The organism is Nocardiopsis sp. CNZ308 (genome assembly GCF_004217075.1).
Map to the genome: position 1 here is coordinate 958,731 of NZ_SHKJ01000001.1, position 20,573 is coordinate 979,303.

Genomic DNA, 20,573 nt, shown 5'->3' on the forward strand with positions numbered 1-20,573 from the left:
GGGTCGGGAGCCCCCTCCTCCCGGCAGGGGTCACGCGGCCTCCCCGGTGAACGGCGCGAGGGTGACGCCCTCGGCGCGCAGCCGGTCGGCCACGGCCCGGGCGATGTCCACCGCGCCGGGGCTGTCGCCGTGCACGCACAGGGAGTCGGCCTCGATGACGATCCGGGTGCCGTCCACGGCCTCGACCGGCTCGCCGTGGGCGATGCGCAGGCAGCGCTCGGCGATGGCGGCCGGGTCGTGCAGGACGGCGCCGGGCTCGCGGCGCGAGACCAGCGTGCCCTCCGGGGTGTAGGCGCGGTCGGCGAAGGCCTCGCGGTGCGTGGGCAGCCCGGCCTCCTCGGCCAGGCGCAGGAACTGCGATCCGGGCAGGCCCAGCACGGGCATGGCGGGGTCGAACTCGCGCACCGCGGCGACCACGGCGGCGGCCTGCCCCTCGTGGTGCACGATCGTGTTGTAGAGGGCGCCGTGCGGTTTGACGTAGCGGATCCGGTCCCCGGCCAGGCGGGTGAACGCCGACAGCGCCCCCATCTGGTAGACCACCTCGTCGGTCAGCTCGGCGGGCGGCACGTCGAGGAAGCGGCGGCCGAACCCTGCGAGGTCGCGGTAGCCCACGTGCGCGCCGACGGCCACTCCCCCGGCCGCGGCGTCGAGCGTGGTGCGCCGCAGCACGGACGGGTCACCGGCGTGGAAGCCGCAGGCGACGTTGGCGCTGGTCACGATGGACAGCAGTGCCTTGTCGTCACCGAGTTCCCAGCGGCCGAAGCTCTCGCCGAGGTCGGAGTTGAGGTCGATGCGCAACGTCGGTGCTCCTCGTTCTTTCGTGTTGCCCCTTGCGGGGTTCCCCTACCCCGCCCGGGTGGCGGTCCGGGCGGGGCGGGGGCGGGGGACGGTGGAAGGGCGCGCCCGGCGGGCTACTGCCAGAGGTCGGCGATGCCGCCCAGGGAGCCGATGGCCATGTACACGGTGAGCGCCCAGGCGGCGACGCCGATGACGATCAGCCAGCGCGGGTAGCGGTACCCGCCCAGCAGGTCGCCGGAGCGGCGGGCCGCGACCCACAGCAGGATGCCGAGACCCACCGGCAGGATCACGCCGTTGAGGGCTCCGGCCAGGATCAGCAGCGTGTTCGGGGCCTGCCCGGACAGCAGCAGGATCGCCAGCGAGACGCCGATGAAGACGGTGACCAGGAGGCCCCGGCGCTTCTCCAGCCAGGGGTGGAAGCTCGTGACGAAGGAGATCGAGGTGTAGGAGGCGCCGATGACGGAGCTGACCGCCGCGGCCCACAGGATGACGCCGAACAGGCGCACGCCGACCTCGCCCGCGGCCTGGCGGAAGGCCTCGGCGGAGGGGTTGGCGGACGCCAGGATGTCGGCGCCGCCCGTGACGACGCCGAGGATGGCCAGGAACAGCATCACCCGCATGACGCCGGTGACGATGATGCCGGTCACGGAGGTCTGCGTGATGGCGCGGACGTTCTCGCGTCCGCCCTGGCCCCTCTCGACGAGGCGGTGCACGCCCGCGTAGGTGATGTAGCCGCCGACGGTGCCGCCGATGATGGTGACGGTGGCCAGGAAGACGTCCGCGCCGAACCGCTCGGGCAGGACGGCCTGGCGCAGGGCCTCGCCGACCGGGGGCTGGGACACGAAGGCCACGTAGACGGTCAGCGCGATCATGGCCACGCCCAGCACGACCAGGATGCGGTCCAGGGCCACGCCCAGCCTCTTGACGGCCAGGATGACCACGGCCAGCACCGCGGACAGGACGGCGCCGAGCTGGGTGTCGAACCCGACCATGGCGTTCAGCCCCAGGCCGGTGCCCGCGAGGTTGCCGACGTTGAAGATCAGGCCGCCGAAGACGATGAGCGCGGCGAGCAGGTAGCCCGCGCCGGGGACGACCTTGTTGGCCAGGTCCTGGGCGCGGGTGTTGGCGACGCCGATGACGCGCCAGATGTTCAGCTGGACCGCGATGTCGACCAGGATCGAGATGAGGATGGCGACCGCGAAGGTCGCGCCCAGCTCGGCGGTGAACGTGGTGGTCTGGGTGATGAAGCCGGGGCCGATGGCGCTGGTGGCCATGAGGAACATCGCGCCGAGCAGGCTGCTGCTGATCGCGATCCGCCCGACACGGGGGCGCACCTTCGTGGGCGCGGGGGGTGTGTCACCCATGGGTCACTCCAAGGGGTCCGATGTGGGTCGGTGACGCGATAACCGACCGCGCCATCGTTGGATTGTTGAACGATACTTCAATCCAACAAGAAGGGTAAAGAGTCGGTATGTAAAAAACCCAGGTCACCTGGGTTGCAGAAGCATCTCTTCGCCCCACCTTGCCCAGGAGCGTCATCGGAGGAACCTCCGGAATGCGCGTCCGCGAGTCCGTGGGCGAAGCCGCGCCACGGGCCACCGGTCCGATGAACCGACTTCTGTGGGCTCCCCGCCCTCCCGGGAGTGCTCCGCGTCGGTGACAATGAAGTAACAGACGCCAGTCCCCTTAAGGAGCACCTGTGACGGCCACGGACGCCCGCACCGACCGGACCAGCGGCCGCACGCGCCTCCTCCCCCCGCTGCCCACGCAGGCCGAGCGGGTCGCGGAGCTGCTCCGCGAGTCCCTCATCGACGGCGTGTACCCGCCGGGACAGCGCCTGTCGGAGGAGCGGCTGTGCGAGGAGCTCGGAGTATCCCGCAACACCCTGCGCGAGGCGTTCCGGCTGCTGGTGCGCGAGCGGCTGCTGGTGCACCAGATGCACCGGGGAGTGTTCGTCGGTCTGCCGACCAGCGAGGACGTCCGCGACCTGTTCAAGGCGCGCCGCTCCCTGGAACTCCCCGCGCTGCGGGGCGCGGTGGCCCCGGACGAGGAGGCGGTCCGACTGGTCGGAGCGGCCGTGGACGAGGGCGAGGCCGCGCGCGGACGCGAGGACTGGTGGCGGATGGGGACGGCGAACATGCGCTTCCACCAGGCCGTGGCCGGTCTGGCCGGGAGCGCGCGGGTGAACGAGTTCATGAGCCAGGTACTGGCCGAGACCCGGCTGGTGTTCCACGTGATGGACGCGCCCCGGGAGTTCCACGCTCCGTACCTGGACTGGAACCGCAGGATCCACACCCTGCTGGCCTCCGGGGACGCGTCCGGGGCGGCGGACGAGCTGGCGACCTACCTGGAGACCTCCGAGAACCAGCTGGTCACCGCGTTCACCGCCATGGAACAGCAGCGGAGCTGACTGCGGGGCGGGCGCCGGGACGGGTCGGGCAGCGGCACGGGCCGGGGTTCGGGGGCAGGTCAGGAGGCGCCGTCCGCCCGGACGGACGTGACCGTGAGCTGGTCGCCGGGCACGTCCGGGTCGGCGCAGCCGCGGCCCTGCGCCGCGACGAAGACCGACCCCGTGTTCCGGGGCGGGTAGACGCGCAGACCCCGGGTGTCGGTGGGGTCGCACTCGTCCTCGTCGTAGTTGGCGACCTGGGTGAGCCCCACGGTGGCCGATGCGGTGTCCCCCGGTCGGAGGGTCACGGCGGGGCCCTGTTCCCCCTCGCGCGCGGCGGCGGCACCGACCTGGTCGCCGTCCTCCTCGGTGACGTAGGAGACGCCGGGGTAGCCCTCGATCACGCACGGGGCGTCCGCGGTGTTGGTGAACTCCAGGGGCCGGTAGACCGTCCCGGCCGCTCCCCCGGCCCGTCCGAGGGCGACCTCCAGGTCGCCCGAGCCGCAGACGCGCGCGCTGTCCTCCTCGGCCGTCCCGGTCGCCGCCGGCTCCGGTGCGGAGGTGGGAACCGCCGGGGCGCTCGGGGAACCGCCGCCCCGGGGCGACGCGGTGCTGGTGGGTTCGGTGCCCGCGCCGCCGCCGCTCGCGCCGCACCCCGCCAGAGCGAGTGTCACGGCGGCTCCCGCCGCGAGCGTGGTGACCGGGTACGCGCGTCCTCGTTGTCCGACCATGGGGCCCGCCCTACCCGGACGCGAGGAGCCGACACACGGTTCCCGGGCTTCGGTTCGGAGAGCGCGGAGGGCCGCGAAACGTCCGGTTCCGTGGTCCCCGTGCTCTCCGTCACGGGCGTTCGGTGTCGGGTTCGGTGGGTCGCGCCGGACGTGCGACGCGACTCGCCCTCCTTCCCCGCAGCCGGATGGACCGCACTCCCCAACAGCGAGAACACCCCTCGCCGACCCTCTACCGGGGGTGAAAGGCCCGCGCCGGAGGGCCGGTCTACCTTGAGGCCATGACGAAATACGCGTGGATGTACCGCCTCGGCTTCACCCCCTGGGAGCGCTACGGAGCCGCGGGCGGGGCGGCGCAGCTCGGCGCCCTGCTCGACCGCGAGACGCGGGCGCGTTCGACCGGCCCCGGGCGGGCGCTGGACATCGGCTGCGGACGCGGTCAGTTCACCCCCGAGCTGGCCCGGCGCGGCTGGGAGGCGGTGGGCGTCGACATCGTGCCGGAGGCCGTCGAGGCCGCCCGCCGCAGGGGCCCGGCGGAGGTCGCCTACGTCGTCGGCGACGTGACCGGCCTCGAATCCTCCGGCCTGGGCGCCTTCGACCTCTTCCTCGACATCGGCTGCTTCCAGGGCCTGGACACCGACCAGCGGGCCGCGGAGGGGCGGGGAGTGACGGCCCTGGCCGCGCCGGGGGCCACCCTGCTGATGCTCGCCTTCGGCCCGTCCCGGTACCGGCGGCTCGTCGAGGGCGTCGCACAGGCGCAGATCGAGGCCGCGTTCCCGGGATGGGAGCTCCTCACGGCCGAGGACGCGCGGACCGACGGCCTGGGGTGGCCGATGAACCGGACCTCACCGCGGTGGTACCGCTTCCGCCGCACGACCGGCTGACGCGGACCCCCGCGGCCGGGCCCCGACCCGACCGGCGCGGTGCGCCCGCCGCCCCGGTTCCGGTGGGGGAAACCCCGATGGCGCGGATCCCCGAATGCCATGATGGACACCTCATGGAACTGAACGGACGCCCCGTCAGCACCGGGGAACTCGCGGGCCTGGCCCTGTACGGCTACGGCCACTTCACCACCATGCTCGTCACCGACCTGCGTGTCCGCGGCCTCGACCTGCACATGGACCGCCTGAGCCGCGACTGCCGCACCCTCTTCGGCGTCGAACTCGACATCCCCCGGGTCCGCGAACTCGCGCGGCGCTCCGCGCGCGCCCACCTCTCCCCCTCGGTGGTCCGCGTGACCGTCTTCGACCCCCACATGGACCTGGGCCACCCCTCCGCCCGCCAGCTCCCGCAGATCCTCGTCAGCACCCGCCCCGCGCCGACGGACGCCTCCCCTCCCCCGGTCCGCCTGGGCACCCGCCGCTTCACCCGCGACACCCCGCAGATCAAGAGCACCGGCCTGTTCGGAGCGATCCGCCAGCGCCGCGCCGCCCAGTTGGACGGCTACGACGACGCGCTGTTCATGGGCGTGGACGGCCGCGTCTCGGAGGGTCCCACCTGGAACATCGGCTTCCTGGACGGCGGGGGCCTGGTCTGGCCGCAGGCCCCCTGCCTGCCGGGGGTGACCACGGCGCTGGTCAGCCGGGCCGCCGAGAACCTCGGCATCCCGGTGACCACCCGTCCGATCGCCTCGGCGGCGAGCACCCGCACGGCGGGCGCGTTCATCACCAACGCCGCCACGGGCGTGCGGCAGGTGGCCGCCATCGACGGCGTCCACCTGCCGCAGGCCGCGCTGGTGCGCAAGTTCGCCGCCGCCTACGCGGACCTGCCGGGAGACCCCCTGTAGGGACCTCCGGAGCGCACACGCTGCGCCGTGCCGCGCGCTCGGCGAGCGCCCCACGACGAGGCCGGGTTCGGGGGAGTACGAGGCCGACGCCGCGCTAGTCGCGCTCGGCGGGTTCGCGCTCCTCCGCGCGCCCGGGGGCACGGCCCGCGCGGCCGGGCCACCACACACGGGGCCCGACGTCCAGGGACAGCGCGGGCACCAGCACCGTCCGCACGAGCAGCGCGTCCACCAGCACGCCGAAGGCCACCAGGAACGCCAGCTGGAGCAGGAACAGCAGCGGGATCACCGCCAGAGCCGCGAAGGTCACGGCCAGCACCACCCCGGCGGAGGTGATCACCCCGCCGGTGACGGTGAGCGCGCGCAGCACGCCCTCGCGGTGCCCGTGCAGCAGCGTCTCCTCACGCGCCCGGGACATGAGGAAGATGCTGTAGTCGATCCCCAGCGCCACCAGGAACACGAACGCGAACAGCGGCACCACCGGGTCCGCGCCGGGCAGGCCGAGCACGTGGTCGAACAGCAGCGTTCCCACGCCCAGCGCCGCGGCGAAGGACAGGACGTTCACGGCCATCAGCAGCAGCGGCGCCACCAGGGAGCGCAGCAGCGGGATGAGCACGAGGAAGACCACCACGAGCACCAGCGGCACCACGACCGCGAAGTCGCGCTGGGCGGTGTCCAGGGTGTCCAGGTCGGTGGCGCTCACCCCGCCGACCAGGGCGTCGGCGCCCTCGACGGAGTCCAGTTCGGCGCGCAGGTCGCGCACCGCGTCCACCGCCTCGGCCGACTCGGGGCCGACGGTGAGGACCACCTCGACCAGCACCCGGCCGTCCTCCACCAGGGGCGGCAGGTCGGCGCCGGGCGGGCCGGGCTCGGTCACCGGCGCGGCCGCGTCCACGACGGGCAGGCGTTCGGCGGCCTGGACCACCTCGTCCAGGTGGTCGGCGTCGGCGACCACCAGGGCGGGGGCGGCGCTGGCATCGGAGCCGAAGCCCCGGTCGAGCGCCTCCTGGGCCTCGACCGCCTCCACCTCGGTGCGGAAGACCTCGGCCTGGCCGGTGCCCCCGGCGTCGAACTGGGGGGCGAACACGGCCGCGGCGGCCAGGACGGCGGTGGTGACGATCCAGTACAGGCGCGGCCTGCGCGAGACGGTGGTCGCCAGGCGGCCCCAGAACCGGTGGCTGGCCACGACCTCGTCCAGGGTTCCCTCCGTACGGCCGCCGCTGTGCGGGGCCACGGGCCAGAAGGCGGCGCGTCCGCACAGGGCGAGCACGGCGGGCAGGAAGGTCATCGCCGAGAGCAGGGCCGCGACGACGCCGATCGCCACCACGGGACCGAGGCTGCGGGTGGAGGCCAGGTCGGCGGCGAGCAGGCAGAGCAGGCCGAGGATGACGGTTCCGCCGGAGGCCAGGACGGGGCCGGTCACGCCGCGCACGGCGGCCGTGACGGCCTCGGGCACGCGGTCGCGGACGGCCAGTTCCTCGCGGTAGCGGGCCACGAGCAGCAGCGCGTAGTCGGTGCAGGCGCCCACGACCAGGATGAACAGGATGCCCTGGCTCTGCCCGTTGAGGCTGACCAGGCCGGTGTCGGCGGCCAGGTAGACCAGCGCGCCGGACAGGCCGAGCGCGAGCAGGCAGGCGAGGACGACCAGCACCGGCAGCAGCGGTGAGCGGTAGACGGCCACGAGGATGATCAGCACGGCGGTGATGGCCACGATCAGCAGCGTGGAGTCGATGCCGCCGAAGGCCGCGGCGAGGTCGGCCGCGAAACCGGCGGGGCCGGTGACCTGCGCCTGGAGCCCCGGCACGGGGTCGTCGGCCAGCACCGCGCGCAGGTCCTCGACCGCGTCGCCGGTGTCGGCGGCCGGGTCGAGCGGCACCACGAACTGGGCGACGGAGGGGTCCTCGGTCCCGGGGAAGGGGCCGACGACGCTTCCGGAGACCCAGGGCTCCCCGCCCACGCGCTCGGCGACCGCGGCGACGTCGGCGAGTTCGCCCTCTCCGAGCGCCTCGCCCCCGGCGTCCTCGCGCGAGTACACGACGACGGCCGGGACCGCCTCCTCGCGGTCGAACTCCTCGGCGATCCCACTGACCTCGGTGGACTCGGCGCCCACCGGCAGGAACGCGCCCGGGTCGTTGGTCTGCACCTCGCCGAGCCTGCCCAGGAACATGCCCAGGGGCCCGGCGCCCGCCAGCCACACCAGGGCGACCAGTAGGGCCGCTCCGATCCACCAGCGCGACCGCCTGGCAGGTGGTCTGCCGTTGTCCTTGTCCACGTTCGGGATCCCTCTCACACCGACAGCTTGCTCGAAATTGAAGCATCTCGCTTTTCGAGTTACTTGCGGGCATGACCCTACCCCAGCCCGCTCCCGCCATGCGTCCGCCCCCGTCCGGCGGCGACGTGTCCCCCGTCACCTCTTCTCCGGGGAGCGCGGCCGGGCGCGCTTCCATCCGGACGCGCTTCCGGTCGGGCACCCTTCGGGAGCCCTCCCCCGGGCGGGTCCCTGCGGACAGGGCGCCCCCTCGGCGGCGGTCGGGGCGCCAACGCCGTCGGCCCCGGTCCGCGCGGACCGGGGCCGGGGAGCCGGGCGTCAGCGGCGGGCGGGCGCCTCCCGCGGGGCCGTCCGCTCCGGAGCCGCCTGTTCCGCGGCCGCGACGATGTTGCTGGCCATGGCGCCGAACACGAACCCGTGGAAGGGTGTGACGGCCTTCCAGTACAGGTGCCCCAGCAGACCGCGCGGGCGGAAGAGCGCGCGCTGGTGGTAGACCGTGCGTCCGCGCACACGGGCCACACCCAGTTCGAGCCAGGCCGGTCCGGGCAGGCGCATCTCCGCCCTCAGCCGCAGCAGCTCACCGGGGACGACCTCCTCCACCCGCCAGAAGTCCAGGGAGTCGCCCACCCGCAGCCGCTCCGGGTCGCGCCGCCCCCGGCGCAGGCCCACCCCGCCCACGGCCAGGTCGATCCAGCCGCGCGCGGCCCAGGCCAGGGGCCAGGAGTACCAGCCGTGTTCGCCGCCGATCCCCTCGACGACCCTCCACACCGCCTCCGTTCCGGCGTCGACGTACCGCGCGCGCACGTCGGTGTAGAGGCTGCCGCCCGCCCAGGCGGGGTCGCTCGGCAGGGGGTCGGACGGGGCGCTCGGCCAGGCGGCCGAGGACCAGCGGGTGTCCACGCGCGACTCGTCGACGCGGCGCAGGGCCAGCTCCACGGCCCGGTCGAAGCCGATCCGGTCGTGGTCGTCCAGCAGTTCGGACAGGTCGTCCTCGCCGGCCACCGCGTCGTGGCGCAGCGACTCCACCAGCGGCCGGGCGATCGCGGGCGGTACCGGCGTGACCAGGCCGACCCACAGGCTGGACAGGCCCGGCGAGAGCACGGGGACGGGGATGATCAGCCTCCGGGCGATGCCCGCCGCCCCGGCGAAGCGCTGGATCATCTGAGCGTAGGAGAGCACCTCCGGGCCGCCGATGTCGAAGGTCCGGTTGATCCCCTCCGGGAGTTCGGCGCACCCGACCAGCAGCCGCAGCACGTCGCGCACGGCGATCGGCTGGACGCGGCTGCGCACCCACCGGGGCGTGGTCATCACCGGCAGGCGCTCGGTGAGGTGGCGCAGCATCTCGAAGGAGGCCGAGCCGGAGCCGAGGATCACCGCGGCGCGCAGCACGGCGGTGGGCACGCCCGACTCCAGCAGGATCCGGCCGACCTCCTCGCGCGAGGCCATGTGCGCCGACAGGCCGTCCCCCGGCGGCGCGAGTCCGCCCAGGTAGACCAGGCGGGTCGTGCCCGCCTCCCTCGCCGCGCGGGCGACGTTGCGGGCGGCCCGGGCGTCGGTGCCCGCGAAGTCGCGCCCGCCCGCCATCGAGTGGACCAGGTAGTAGGCGGTGTCGGTACCCGCGAACGCCTCGGCCAGGCCCTCGCCGCTCACCACGTCGCCCCAGACCACCTCCACGCGGTCGCGCCAGGGCTGGTCGCGCAGCTTGTCCGGGGTGCGCGCCAGACAGCGGACGCGGTACCCGGCCGCCAGCAGCTCGGGCACCAGGCGTCCGCCGATGTAGCCGGTGGCCCCGGTGACCAGGACGGACGGCCTCATCCGGTCGCACCGGCCACGCCGTGGCGGCGCGCGCGCCGACGCACGCGCCTGCGGCGGTACGGGTTGTCCTCGGGCAGGCCGCCGCTGACCCGGCCGTACATGCCGAAGGTCATCACCATGATCCCGACGACGAAGCTGAAGACGACGTTGGGCATGGAGAAGGCCAGGATGTTGGGCCCCGCGCCCATCAGGTAGAGGTTCACGAGTCCGCTGGCCACGAACCCCACGCCCACCACCGTGCAGACGGTGGAGGCGAACGAGCCGCCCAGCACGGAGGCGCCCAGCAGCAGTGAGCCGATCGCGACGGACAGGAAGCTCAGCGCGCCGTTGGTGGACAGGCCCGCGACGACCTCCCCCTGGGTGTCGAAGAGCGGGAGCCTGACCACCAGCCCCGCGATGCCGAAGCCCATGAGCACGAGTCCGGTGAGTCCGGCGCCGGCACGGTGGACCACGCTGAGACGGCGGTCGGCCGGGCGCCTGGTGTCCAGATCCATGGTGCTGCCCCTTCCGGTGTTCTCCCAGCTAGAGTTCTACGCGTGTGGTGCGCGACACAAGACGCACCGCTTTCGCAACGCTTGGGGCGCCATGGCCGACGCACTGACACCGGGGGCGACCGCACGTCTGCTCGGGGTCTCGCCCTCCACGCTGCGCAGCTGGGACCGGCGCTACGGCGTGGGGCCGCGCGAGCGCAGCCCGGGCGGGCACCGCCGCTACTCCCCCGCCGACGTGGCGCGCCTGCGCGAGCTGTGCCGCCTGGTCGGCGAGGGCCTGTCACCCTCCTCGGCGGCGGAGTGCGTGCTGGTCCCGGCTCACGGGAGCCCGGCGTCCGCTCCCGCCGCGCCGCGCGTTCCCCGGCAGCGGGGCGCGGGGGCGGCCCGGATGGGCGGGGAGTCCGAAGGGGAGGACGCGGGAAGCGCCCGGCCGGGCGCGGAAGCTCCCGGGAGGGGCGCGCGGCCCCGCTGGCGCCCCGGCGGGGACACCCTGCCGCTGGGTCCGGCCGGGCCCACCCTCCAGGGGACCGCCCGTGCCGCCATGCGCATGGACGCCGAACTCGTGGAGCGCCTGCTGGAGGAGGCGCTGGACGAGTACGGCGTGGTGGCGGCCTGGGAGGACCTGGCGATGCCGCTGCTGTACGGGATGGGCCGCAAGTGGGAGGACACCCGGCGCTACGTGGAGGTGGAGCACCTCCTGTCGTGGTGCGTGTCCTCGGCGCTGCGCCGCGTGGCCGCCCCCGAGGACGCGGACCCGGCGGGCCGTCCCACGGTCCTGGCCTGCGGCCCCGGCCAGATGCACAGTCTCCCGATGGAGGCGCTGGCCGCCGCGCTGCGCGAACGGGGCCTGCCGCGCCGGGTGCTGGGGCCGTGCACGCCCGTGGCTGCGACGGTGCGGGCGGTGCGCCGCACGGGTCCGCGCGCGGTGGTCCTGTGGTCCCACGCCGGAGACGCCGACGACGTCGCGGCGCTGCGGGCGGCGGTGCGCACGGCGGCGGAGTCGGCGCAGGCCACGGCCGTGTACACGGCCGGTCCGGGTTGGCGGTCGCTGGGCGCGGCGCCGGGGCTGGCCGCCGGGCACCTGGGCTCGCTCACCGACGCCGTGCGGGCCCTGGCCCCCGGCTGAGGCTCCCCGCACCGACCCCGCGCAGCGCATACCACGCCTGGTCCAGGCTGGTCAGCGACATGGCCGCGACCGGTGTGCTCAGACCCATCGCCAGTTCCCGGGGCAGGCGCGAGCCACCGTCCAGGAAGGCCAGCACGTCCCCGAGGCGGTTGGCCGCGAACAGCCCGGCGAAGAACTCCGCTCCCCGCACCCGCCCCGTGTCCAGGGCCCGCAGCATGACCGCGTCCATCGCCAGGTGGCGGCGGCGGTGGGGCACCGGCGGTACCGGGGCCCGCCCCCGGGCCAGCGCCCGCGCCACGGCGGCCGTCTGGCGCCGTACACCGCTGAACGTGTACCCGGTCGAGGGCCGGGTGGCGCCGCCCGCCGTCCCCACCCGGAACACGCGCCGCCCCGCGCGGGGTCGGAACCGCGCGTCGGTCATCGGGATGACGCCCTGCTCGGCCGCGGTCACCTCCACGTCCCCCAGCCCGAGCAGGCCGCAGTAGTCCTTGAGCGCGCGCTCGTACTCGGGGGTCGTGAGCGCCTCGCGCCCGAACTCGGTGTACTCCACCAGCGCCTCGCGCGGTGACAGCGGCAGCACGTAGCCGAAGGCCACGCCGTTGGCCGGCTGGGGAGGGCGCAGATCCATGAGCACGGCCGAGGCGGGGTCGAAGGCGTCGTCGGGCGTGCGCACGAACCAGCCGCGGAAGTGCTGGAGCAGGTGCGTGCGCCCGCGCGGGGCGGGCCGGGGCGGACGCGAGTCGAACACCCACGAGGCGGTCAGCTCCCGCCTCCCTCCCCCGGGGCCTCCGGTGCCCCGCACCACGGCGTGCTCGGCGCCGTCGACGACCTCGGTGACCAGCACCGGGAGCTGGTCCACGTGCTCACCGGCCGAGGCGCGCACGTGCGCGTCCACGTCGACCGAGCGCAGCATCTTGTACACGTAGGGCGCCGCCGGGGAGTCGTGGACGGCCCCGTCCGGCCCCACCACGGACAGGTCCCTCCAGCGGGCGGCCAGCAGGTGGTCCCACGGCCCGCCGTCGGGCTCCCAGAAGCACCAGGTGCGGGGCGGAGGGGTGTGCGGCCCGGGTGGCGGTTCCACCAGGGCGACCCGCAGCGGTCGGCCACGTCGGTCGTTGACCCCGCGAAGCTCGTGGGTCAGGGTGAGCCCAGCGGCTCCCCCGCCGATGATCGCCACGTCGTAGTCGGCCATGCCCCCAGCATGCACGGGAAGGACCGCGCCCGCACGCGAACACCCCCCGGGAGGAGAACGTGGACACCACGACGCACGCCATGAAGGACGGCGCGGTCACCGACGAGTTCGACCACGCCGCCGGAGCCTACGACCGGCTCGTGGCCGCCAACCCCGGCTACCACGCGCACCTGCGGGTCTCCGCCCGTCGGCTGGGCCTGCCCTGGGACGGCACGGGGCTGCGCCTGCTCGACCTCGGGTGCGGCACGGGCGCCTCCACCGCCGCCCTGCTGCGCGCCCTGCCCCGGGCCCGGATCGCGGCCGTGGACGCCTCGCCCGGAATGCTGGAGGCGGCCCGCGCCAAGCGGTGGCCGGAGTCCGTCTCCTTCCACCGGGCCAGGGCCGAGGACCTGACCCCCGAGTGGGCCCGGAGGCGTGTGGGGGGTCCGGTGGACGCGGTGTTCGGCGCCTACCTCATCCGCAACTGCCCCGACCCCGACGCCCTGCTCGCGTCCGTGCGCGCGCTGCTCAGACCCGGCGGCCGCGTCGTCCTGCACGAGTACTCCGTGGCCGACTCGGCGTCGGCGCGGGCGGTGTGGTCGGCGGTGTGCTGGGGGGTGGTGATCCCGGCGGGCAAGGCGCTGACCGGCCGGGCGGATCTGTTCCGCTACCTGTGGCGCAGCGTTCTGGAGTTCGACGGCCGGGACGCGCTGCTGGACCGGATGCGCCGCGCGGGCCTGGAGTCGGTGGCCAGCGCGCCGCTGCCGGGCTGGCAGTACGGGGTCACGCACACGTTCGTGGGACGGCGCCCGAACGGCGCTTCGAACGGCGCTCCGGTCCACACTCCGGGAGGCCGCGTTGACGAGCGCTGACGGCGGAGGGCGATCCGGGGCGCGCCCCGGCTCCGACGGGCCCGGCCGTCCCCCCGGCGCCCGCGACCCCCTGGCCGAGGCCGTCCCGCCCGCCCCGCCGACCGGCCCCGCGACCGGCGGGAGGCCCCGCGCCGTCGTGGTGGGCGGCGGCATCGCCGGACTGGCGGCGGCCTGCGCGCTGGCCGAGCGGGACGTGGACGTGACGGTGCTGGAGCGCGAACCCTCGCTCGGGGGGCGGCTGCGCGGCTGGGCCACGACGCTCTCCGACGGTTCGCCCGCGACCATGACCCGCGGGTTCCACGCGTTCTTCCGGCAGTACTACAACCTGCGCGCCCTGCTGCGCCGCGGCGACCCCGGCCTCGGCGCGCTGGTGCCGCTCACGGACTACCCGCTGGTGCACCGGGACGGGCCGCGCGACCGCTTCTCGGGGCTGCCCGCGACCCCGCCGTGGAACGCGGCCGTCCTGGCGGCGACCAGCCCGAGCTTCCCGGCGCGCGACATGGCGCGGGTCAACCTGCCCGCGGCCCTGCAACTGCTCGACGTGGACGTGCCCGGCGTGTACGAGCGGTTCGACCACCTCAGCGCACGCGACCTGCTGGACGCGGTGCGCTTCCCGCCCACGGCACGGCACCTGGCCTTCGAGGTGTTCACCCGCAGCTTCTTCGCCGACCCCGGCGTGCTGTCGGCCGCCGAACTCGCGCTGATGTTCCACGTGTACTTCCTCGGCTCGTCCGAGGGTCTGGTGTTCGACGTTCCGGGCTCGCCGTTCCCGCAGGCGCTGTGGGACCCCCTGGAGCGCTACCTGGCCAAGCGCGGGGTCCGGCTGCGGACCGGCGTGCGGGTCGAGGAGGTGGGCCGGACGCGAGGGAGCGGGGAGACGGAGAGCCGGTTCACGCTGCGCGGGCGCACGGCCGAGGGCGAGGCCTTCGAGGAGGGCGCGGACGCCGTGGTGCTCGCCGCCGACCCCGCCGGAACCCGCGACCTGGTGGCGGCCTCGCCGGAACTGGGCGTACCAGGGCCGGGCGCAACGGAGCTGAGCGGACCGGACTGGCGCGACCGGATGGCCCGGGTGCGCACGGCTCCCCCGTTCCTGGTGTCGCGCTACTGGCTCGACCGGCCCGTGCGCCCGCACCGGCCCGCCTTCCTGGGCACGGCGGGCTACCCCACCCTGGACAACGTCAGCGTGCTGGAACGGTACGAGGACGAGGCCCGCGAGTGGGCCCGGCGCACCGGCGGGTCGGTGGTGGAGCTGCACGCCTACGCGCTGGAGGAGGGGTGCGCTCCCGAGTACGAGCGGCACCGGCTCTGGGAACAGGCCGGGACCGTCTATCCGGAGCTGCGCCGGGCCCGCGCGGTGGACGCCCGGCACGAGCTGCGCGCGGACTGCCCGCTGTTCGCCCCCGGCAGCCACCGGGACCGGTGCGGGGTGACCACACCCGACCCGTTCGTGACGGTGGCGGGCGACCACGTGCGCACCGACCTGCCCGTGGCCCTCATGGAGCGCGCCGCCACCAGCGGCCTGCTCGCGGCCAACGCCCTGCTGTCGCGGTGGGGGCGGCCGGGGCACACGGTGTGGACCGTGCCCCGGCGGGGTCGGTCGGCGCCGCTGCGGGCGCTCGCCCGGTGGTCGAGGAGGTCCTAGAGGCCCCGGCGGTTCCGGCGGGTCAGCCGGGCCAGCGGCCCGTGCTCCTGAGCAGGTACCGGCGCTCCGCGTAGTCCAGGTCGTCCTTCCACAGGCGCCGGGCGGCCATCCGCATCACGGGGCGCACGACCGGCCCCGCCAGCTTGCGGGCCAGCAGGAAGCCGATCCGCTCCGAGCTGGCCACGGTCGCCTCGATGACCGCCGTGCGCGGCACGCCCTTGTCGTCCACGCCCAGCGGGGTGGCGTGCGTCTCCACCACGCTGCCCAGGCCCTCGCCCTCGATGATGCGCATGACCACCGTGCGCGGGTCCGGGCAGCGGAACTCCGCGCGCACCGGCACGCCCCACCGGCCCGCCACCCGGAACCCCACGTCCACCACCATGCGGTCCGGGTCGGGGTCGGCTCCCTTGGGCACCTCGGTCACCTTCAGCCCCACGAACGAGTAGGGGTGGAACCACGAGCCGTGCCAGGGGTCGAGCCGGTTGGCCACCACGTCCTCGGGTTCGCACCGCCCCGCCAGGCTCTCCACCGCCACCAGGCTCCCGGGCAGCGCGGGGCGCTCGGGGACCACCGGCTCGTCCAGGGGCTCCTCACCGCCCTCCCGGTCCAGGCGCACCCACACCAGGACGCCGTCGTCGTGCACCGGATAGGGATCCCACCCAGGGAAGCCGCCGCCGTCCAGCGACAGCCCGTGCCACCGGCACACCAGGCGCCCGGAGTCCACCGCGCCCCGGCACAGCGGCGCGCCCAGGTGCGGGCAGGCGCCCGGCCCCGCGTGCGCGGTCCCGTCCGGGGTGCGCCAGGCCACCAGCTCGGTTCCGGCCACGACGCGCCCGAACGGCCGGTCCGCGCGGACCTCGCTGCTCGCGGCCAGCACGAACCAGTTCCCCGAGGGCCGGGCGAGCGCGCGTTTGAGCGCCGACCCGATGACGGAGGGCGAGCCCTCCCGCCAGGTCGGCTCCTGCTTCTTCCACGTGGTGGCGGGCATGCGGCGCAGGGGAAGCCGCCGCGGTCGCGGGTCGGGCAGTGTCACGGGGTCCTCCAGGTACGTCGGTCGAGGGGGCGGGGACGGACCGCGCGTCCTCAGCCGGTCCGCGGACGCGGCACCCGGCCGCGCAGGGAGCGCGCGATCAGCGACCGCGCGAGGGCGGGTACGGCGGCGGCCGCCTTACGGGTGTCCGAGACGCGGTGCCGGACGCTCCACACGTCGTAGTCGGCCGCACGCACCTCGTCCAGGATCGCGCGGTAGAGCCGGAAGGCGGTGGCGACACACGGGCGCGCCACGGGGGAGAGCATCGCGATGCCCGGTTCGGCCCGCCGGTAGAAGCCCTGGTTGACCTCCACCAGATCGGCGAGGGCCTCCCGCACGCGCGGGTGCTGCTCCCGGGTCCGCGCGCACTGCTCCAGCAGCTCGCGGTCCACGCCGTGCGCGGCCAGCGCCTCCTCCGGCAGGTAGACGCGGCCGCGCCGCAGGTCCTCGGCCACGTCCCGCAGGAAGTTGGTCAGCTGGAAGGCCTCGCCCAGCGCGGCGGCGTGCGGGGCCGCCTCCTCGCGCGGCGCCACCGTGCCCAGGACCGGCAGCACCTGGAGGCCGATCACCGCGGCCGAGCCGTGCATGTACTCGCGCAGGTGCTCCAGATCGCGGTAGCCGGTCACGGTCAGGTCCATGCGCATGGAGGCCATGAACGCGGTGAAGTAGGCGTGCGGCAGCGCGTACCGGTGGACCGTGTGCGCCAGGGCGGACAGCACCGGCTCCGCCTCGGGGTCCCGGGCGGGTTCCCCGTCCAGGACCCGGGCCAGCTCGGCGTCGATGACGTCCAGGCGGGCGGTCTGGTCCGCCACCGTGGCGCCCGGCGGCGGCTCGTCGACGATGTCGTCCACCCACCGCGCGAAGCCGTACAGGGCGTGCACCCCGGGCCGGTGCTCGGGCGGCAGCACCCGTGTGGCCGTGTAGTAGGTGCGCCCGTGGTGGGCGTGCAGGGCCCGGCACCTGAGGTAGGCCTCCCGCAGCGGCCCGTCGGTGATCCCGGCCGCGTCGAGTTCCGCGGCTCCCCCGTTCATCCGACCCCTCCGGTTCTGCGGACCACCTCGGCCGCGGCGAGCTTTCCCGAGATCAGCACGGTCGGCACGCCGACCCCGGGTGCGGTCCCGCACCCGGCCAGGACGGCGTTGGAGGTGCCGGGAACGGTGTTGCGCGGGCGGAACGGCCCCGTCTGGGCGAAGGTGTGCGACAGAGAGAAGGGCGTGCCGTGCGCGAGCCCCTGCCGCGCCCAGTCCGCCGGGGTGACCAGGTGCTCGGTCCGCACGGAGGCGTCCAGCCCCTCCAGCCCGCGCTCCTCCAGGGTCCCGACCAGGCGGTCCCGGTAGCGCGGCCCCTCGCGGTCCCAGTCGATGCGGCCCGCCGCCAGGTTGGGCGCCGGGGCGAGCACGTACAGCAGGTGGCGCCCCTCCGGGGCCAGCGACGGGTCGGTGAGCGTGGGCTGGGTGACCAGCAGGGAGGGGTCGCTCATGGTGCGGCCCTCGCGGATGATCTCGGTGAACGTGCGCTTCCACGCGGCGCCGAAGGAGATGGTGTGGTGGCCCAGTCCCTCCCAGGTGCGGTCGGTGCCCAGGTGCAGCACGACCGCCGAGGGCGAGTAGCGCGCGGCCACGGGGCGCCGGGGCGTGTGGCCGAGCAGCCGGTGGGCGGCGGGCAGGTCCGCGGTGAGCACCACCTGGTCGCAGGCCAGGCGCTCCCCGTCCGCGGTGACGACGGCGCTGACGCGGTCGCCCGCGCGTTCCAGGCGCGCGACCTCCTGGCCGTAGCGGACGGCTCCCCCGGCCTTGGTGACCGCGCCCGCGAGGGCCTCGCCCAGGGCGCGCATCCCTCCCCTGGGGAAGTACACCCCGGCGACGGTGTCCATGTAGGCGATGACGGCGTAGGCGGCCAGGGCGCTCTCCGGCGCCACCCCCGCGTACAGCGACTGGAAGGAGAAGATCCGGCGCAGCCGCTCGTCGCGCACGTGGCGGCCCACGGCCGGGGCCAGCCTGCCGAAGCCGCCCATCGCGGCCAGCCGGAACAGGTCGGGGCGGACCAGGTCCAGCGGGGACCGGAAACGGGCGTCGATGAACGAGCGCATCTCCACCCGGTACAGCCGGGTGAGCCAGTCGCGCAGCCGCAGGTAGCCGTCGGCCTCGCGCTGCCCGGCCACCCGGGCGACCTCGGCGGCCATCGCCTCGCGCTCGGTGTGCACGTCGATCACCGAGCCGTCGGCGAAGGAGGCGCGGTAGGCGGGGCTGAGGGGCACCAGGTCCAGCCGGTCGGCCACGGTCTCGCCGACCGCCCCCAGAGCCTCGTCCAGGAGTTCGGGCATGGTGAGCACCGTGGGGCCGGTGTCGATCTGGAAGCCGTCCAGGTCGAGCCGCCCCGCGCGACCGCCCGGGTGCGCCTCGCGCTCGACCACGACGACCTCGCGCCCCGCGCCCAGCAGGTGCAGGGCGCAGGCCAGGCCGGACAGGCCGGCGCCCACGACGACCACGGGACCGCGTCCGCGCGGCCCGGGTCCGGGCCGGGACGGAGACGACGGCTCGGGGTTCTCCTCAGGCACGGTGGTGCTCCTCTCCGGTGTTGCGGATACCTTCCCCGCCTGGCCGGTCACACACGGTCACGCGCGATCCGGGATGCCAGGCCGCCCAGCCCCTCCAGCACGTGGGCGGGCGCGTCGAGCCCCTCCAGGTGCGCCCGGCCCCGTTCGGCGAGCTCACGGCACCTGTCTCCGACCAGGTCGCGTGCGCCGAGGCGGTCCAGCGCGTCGGCCGCCTCCCCGGGGTCCACGTCCTCGTCGGGCAGGCCGATCCGGTCGAGCAGCCGCAGCGCGGCGTCGTCCCCGCGCTCGCGGGCCAGGCGGGTGCCGGTCACGAGCAGCAGCGTGCACTTGCCCTCGCGGATGTCCTCGCCCACGGGCTTGCCGGTCCGGGAGCTGTCCCCGTAGACGCCGAGCAGGTCGTCCCTGAGCTGGAAGGCGATGCCCACGTCCCTGCCGTAGCCGCGCAGGGCCCCCACCGCCGCCGGATCGGCCCCGGCCATCGCCGCGCCCAGGTGCAGGGGGCGTTCGACGCTGTAGGAGGCCGTCTTGAGCAGGTCCACGCGCAGGGCGGCCTCCTCCGAGCGCTCCCGGCGCGCCTGGGCGCGCACGTCGAGGAACTGCCCGGCCATGATCTCGGTGCGCAGGTCCCGCCACACGGCCCGTGCCCGGACGGGCTCGGGCACGCCCGGCAGGGCCTCGTTGAGCATGTCGTCGGCCCAGACCAGGGCCAGGTCGCCCACGAGGACCGCCAGCGCCTCCCCGTACCGGCGGGAGTCGCCGACGTGGCCTTCCCGCTCGTGTTCGAGGGCGTGCGCGGCGTGCACCGAGGGGCGGCCCCGGCGGGTGGGCGAGCCGTCCATGACGTCGTCGTGGACGAGCGCGCAGGTCTGGACGAGTTCGACCGCGGCGCAGGCCTGGCGGGCGGCGCGGGCCGTCTCCCCCGAAGGGGTGCCTCCGCCCGCGAGCCACCCCCACCAGGCGAGCAGGGGCCGCATCCGCTTGCCGCCGTCCAGGGTGAAGCGGACGGTCGTGCCGGCCAGGTCCCGGCCGAACTCTCCGTCGAGGTCCTCCGAGTGGCGGAGTCTGCGCTCCAGGTAGTCCTTGAGGGACTCCTCCAGGGCGGAGCGCTCATCGGCGTCTGCGGCGTCCGGCGGGCGCGGGTGCCTGTGGGTGTTCAGGATGGGATTGACGGTGTCCTCCCCGGGTAGCATCCGAACAATGCGACTCGGTTTCCATGAATCTTGGCAACCGAAATACTTCCCCCTCTGCGAGGGTCGAACCCTTCGCTGGTGGAGGGGTGCGCCTCCCGGAGAGGGTTCGCGCGTCCCGGTGGCGCTTAGAATTCCAGGAACGGCCGGAGCCACCGGCCACGAACGCGAGAGAGGAACCATGGACACCGCGTCGGCCGCATCCTCTCCCCCCGACTTCGAGGGGTCCGCGGCCGCGGATCCCGAGGTCAGGTCGCGGGCCGAACTCTACGACGCGTTGCAGACCGACGGGCAGCGACTCGCCGTACGGCTCATCCGCATGCTGCACCGGATGGCGGAGCGCTCGGGGATGAACCCGACCGACTTCCAGTGCTACACGCTGCTGCGCGTGGGCGGTTCCATGACACCAGGCGAGATCGCCGACAGCCTGTGCCTGTCCACCGGTTCGGTGACCGGGGTGATCGACCGCCTGGAGGCGCACGGCCTGGCCGAGCGCACCCGCCACCCCGAGGACCGGCGCAAGGTCGCCGTCCGGCTGACCGGCGACGCCGCGCGCGTGGGCCCCGCCACCGCGCCCGGGATGCGCGAGGCGATGACGGCCGCGCACGCGGACTACTCGCTGGAGGAGCTGTCCACGATCACGGACTGGCTGGACCGGATCGGCACGGCTCTGGACCGGCTGTCCGCGAAGACGGAGCCGTGAGGCCGAAGGGGC

General features: G+C 75.0%; 18 protein-coding genes. 7 read left to right on the forward strand and 11 right to left on the reverse strand.

Annotation, left to right across the window (positions count from 1 at the left end):
- Positions 1-30: 30 nt before the first annotated feature.
- The gene (locus tag EV372_RS04075) at positions 31-798 is read right to left on the reverse strand and encodes a LamB/YcsF family protein (RefSeq protein ID WP_130394914.1); all 768 of its coding nucleotides are present in this window, start codon (positions 796-798) and stop codon (positions 31-33) included.
- A gap of 113 nt (positions 799-911) precedes the next feature.
- Positions 912-2,162 carry an NRAMP family divalent metal transporter gene (locus EV372_RS04080; RefSeq protein ID WP_130394915.1) on the reverse strand — a complete coding sequence of 417 codons (1,251 nt, stop codon included), beginning with the start codon at positions 2,160-2,162 and terminating at the stop codon, positions 912-914.
- 335 nt (positions 2,163-2,497) lie between these two features.
- Between EV372_RS04080 and EV372_RS04085 the strand changes: the two genes are divergently transcribed.
- Entirely contained in the window at positions 2,498-3,208 is a 711-nt protein-coding gene (locus EV372_RS04085) for a GntR family transcriptional regulator (protein WP_130394916.1), read from the forward strand.
- A 59-nt stretch (positions 3,209-3,267) separates the two neighbouring features.
- On the opposite strand, the gene EV372_RS04090 is transcribed toward EV372_RS04085, so the two are convergent.
- A complete protein-coding gene (locus EV372_RS04090; RefSeq protein WP_253794793.1) occupies positions 3,268-3,861 on the reverse strand; it encodes a DUF4232 domain-containing protein in 594 nt (197 codons plus the stop codon).
- Between the two features lie 353 nt (positions 3,862-4,214).
- On the opposite strand from EV372_RS04090, the gene EV372_RS04095 reads away from it, so the two are divergent.
- Positions 4,215-4,799: a class I SAM-dependent methyltransferase gene (locus EV372_RS04095; RefSeq protein ID WP_130398747.1), complete on the forward strand. Its 585-nt coding sequence runs from the start codon at positions 4,215-4,217 to the stop codon at positions 4,797-4,799.
- 113 nt (positions 4,800-4,912) lie between these two features.
- Positions 4,913-5,701 (forward strand): aminotransferase class IV family protein, encoded by a 789-nt coding sequence (locus tag EV372_RS04100; RefSeq protein WP_130394918.1) that lies wholly within the window; start codon positions 4,913-4,915, stop codon positions 5,699-5,701.
- 94 nt (positions 5,702-5,795) lie between these two features.
- Here EV372_RS04100 and EV372_RS04105 read toward each other — a convergent pair whose 3' ends face one another.
- From EV372_RS04105 to EV372_RS04115, 3 genes are all read right to left on the reverse strand, one after another.
- Positions 5,796-7,970, reverse strand: coding sequence for an MMPL family transporter (locus EV372_RS04105; RefSeq protein ID WP_130398748.1), 2,175 nt, complete (start codon positions 7,968-7,970; stop codon positions 5,796-5,798).
- A 315-nt stretch (positions 7,971-8,285) separates the two neighbouring features.
- On the reverse strand, positions 8,286-9,782 hold the full coding sequence (locus tag EV372_RS04110; RefSeq protein ID WP_130394919.1) for an SDR family oxidoreductase: 1,497 nt from the start codon (positions 9,780-9,782) through the stop codon (positions 8,286-8,288).
- Positions 9,779-10,276, reverse strand: a complete 498-nt coding sequence (locus EV372_RS04115; RefSeq protein ID WP_130394920.1) for a DUF4383 domain-containing protein — start codon at positions 10,274-10,276, stop codon at positions 9,779-9,781. The genes EV372_RS04110 and EV372_RS04115 overlap by 4 nt, the downstream gene beginning before the upstream one ends.
- 91 nt (positions 10,277-10,367) lie before the next feature.
- Between EV372_RS04115 and EV372_RS04120 the strand changes: the two genes are divergently transcribed.
- Positions 10,368-11,399, forward strand: a complete 1,032-nt coding sequence (locus EV372_RS04120) for a MerR family transcriptional regulator (protein WP_130394921.1) — start codon at positions 10,368-10,370, stop codon at positions 11,397-11,399.
- Here EV372_RS04120 and EV372_RS04125 read toward each other — a convergent pair.
- Complete coding sequence (locus EV372_RS04125; protein ID WP_130394922.1) at positions 11,365-12,591, reverse strand: lycopene cyclase family protein; 1,227 nt, start codon at positions 12,589-12,591, stop codon at positions 11,365-11,367. The two genes, EV372_RS04120 and EV372_RS04125, sit on opposite strands and share 35 nt — an antisense overlap.
- 59 nt (positions 12,592-12,650) lie before the next feature.
- Between EV372_RS04125 and EV372_RS04130 the strand changes: the two genes are divergently transcribed.
- Together EV372_RS04130 and EV372_RS04135 are read left to right on the forward strand one after the other, a co-directional pair.
- Positions 12,651-13,442 carry a class I SAM-dependent methyltransferase gene (locus tag EV372_RS04130; RefSeq protein ID WP_130394923.1) on the forward strand — a complete coding sequence of 264 codons (792 nt, stop codon included), beginning with the start codon at positions 12,651-12,653 and terminating at the stop codon, positions 13,440-13,442.
- The gene (locus EV372_RS04135) at positions 13,429-15,084 is read left to right on the forward strand and encodes an FAD-dependent oxidoreductase (RefSeq protein WP_130394924.1); all 1,656 of its coding nucleotides are present in this window, start codon (positions 13,429-13,431) and stop codon (positions 15,082-15,084) included. Before EV372_RS04130 ends, EV372_RS04135 begins: the two co-directional genes overlap by 14 nt.
- A gap of 22 nt (positions 15,085-15,106) precedes the next feature.
- Here the strand turns inward: EV372_RS04135 and EV372_RS04140 are convergent, their stop codons facing one another.
- The 4 genes from EV372_RS04140 to EV372_RS04155 form a co-directional block, all read right to left on the reverse strand.
- Positions 15,107-16,117, reverse strand: coding sequence for a DUF5914 domain-containing protein (locus tag EV372_RS04140; protein WP_019607964.1), 1,011 nt, complete (start codon positions 16,115-16,117; stop codon positions 15,107-15,109).
- Between the two features lie 50 nt (positions 16,118-16,167).
- Entirely contained in the window at positions 16,168-17,145 is a 978-nt protein-coding gene (locus EV372_RS04145; protein WP_130394925.1) for a phytoene/squalene synthase family protein, read from the reverse strand.
- The gene (crtI, locus tag EV372_RS04150) at positions 17,142-18,602 is read right to left on the reverse strand and encodes a phytoene desaturase family protein (protein WP_130398749.1); all 1,461 of its coding nucleotides are present in this window, start codon (positions 18,600-18,602) and stop codon (positions 17,142-17,144) included. Before crtI ends, EV372_RS04145 begins: the two co-directional genes overlap by 4 nt.
- Positions 18,603-18,718: 116 nt before the next feature.
- Positions 18,719-19,861, reverse strand: coding sequence for a polyprenyl synthetase family protein (locus EV372_RS04155; protein WP_130394926.1), 1,143 nt, complete (start codon positions 19,859-19,861; stop codon positions 18,719-18,721).
- A gap of 178 nt (positions 19,862-20,039) precedes the next feature.
- On the opposite strand from EV372_RS04155, the gene EV372_RS04160 reads away from it, so the two are divergent.
- The gene (locus tag EV372_RS04160; protein WP_130394927.1) at positions 20,040-20,561 is read left to right on the forward strand and encodes a MarR family winged helix-turn-helix transcriptional regulator; all 522 of its coding nucleotides are present in this window, start codon (positions 20,040-20,042) and stop codon (positions 20,559-20,561) included.
- Positions 20,562-20,573: the final 12 nt, after the last annotated feature.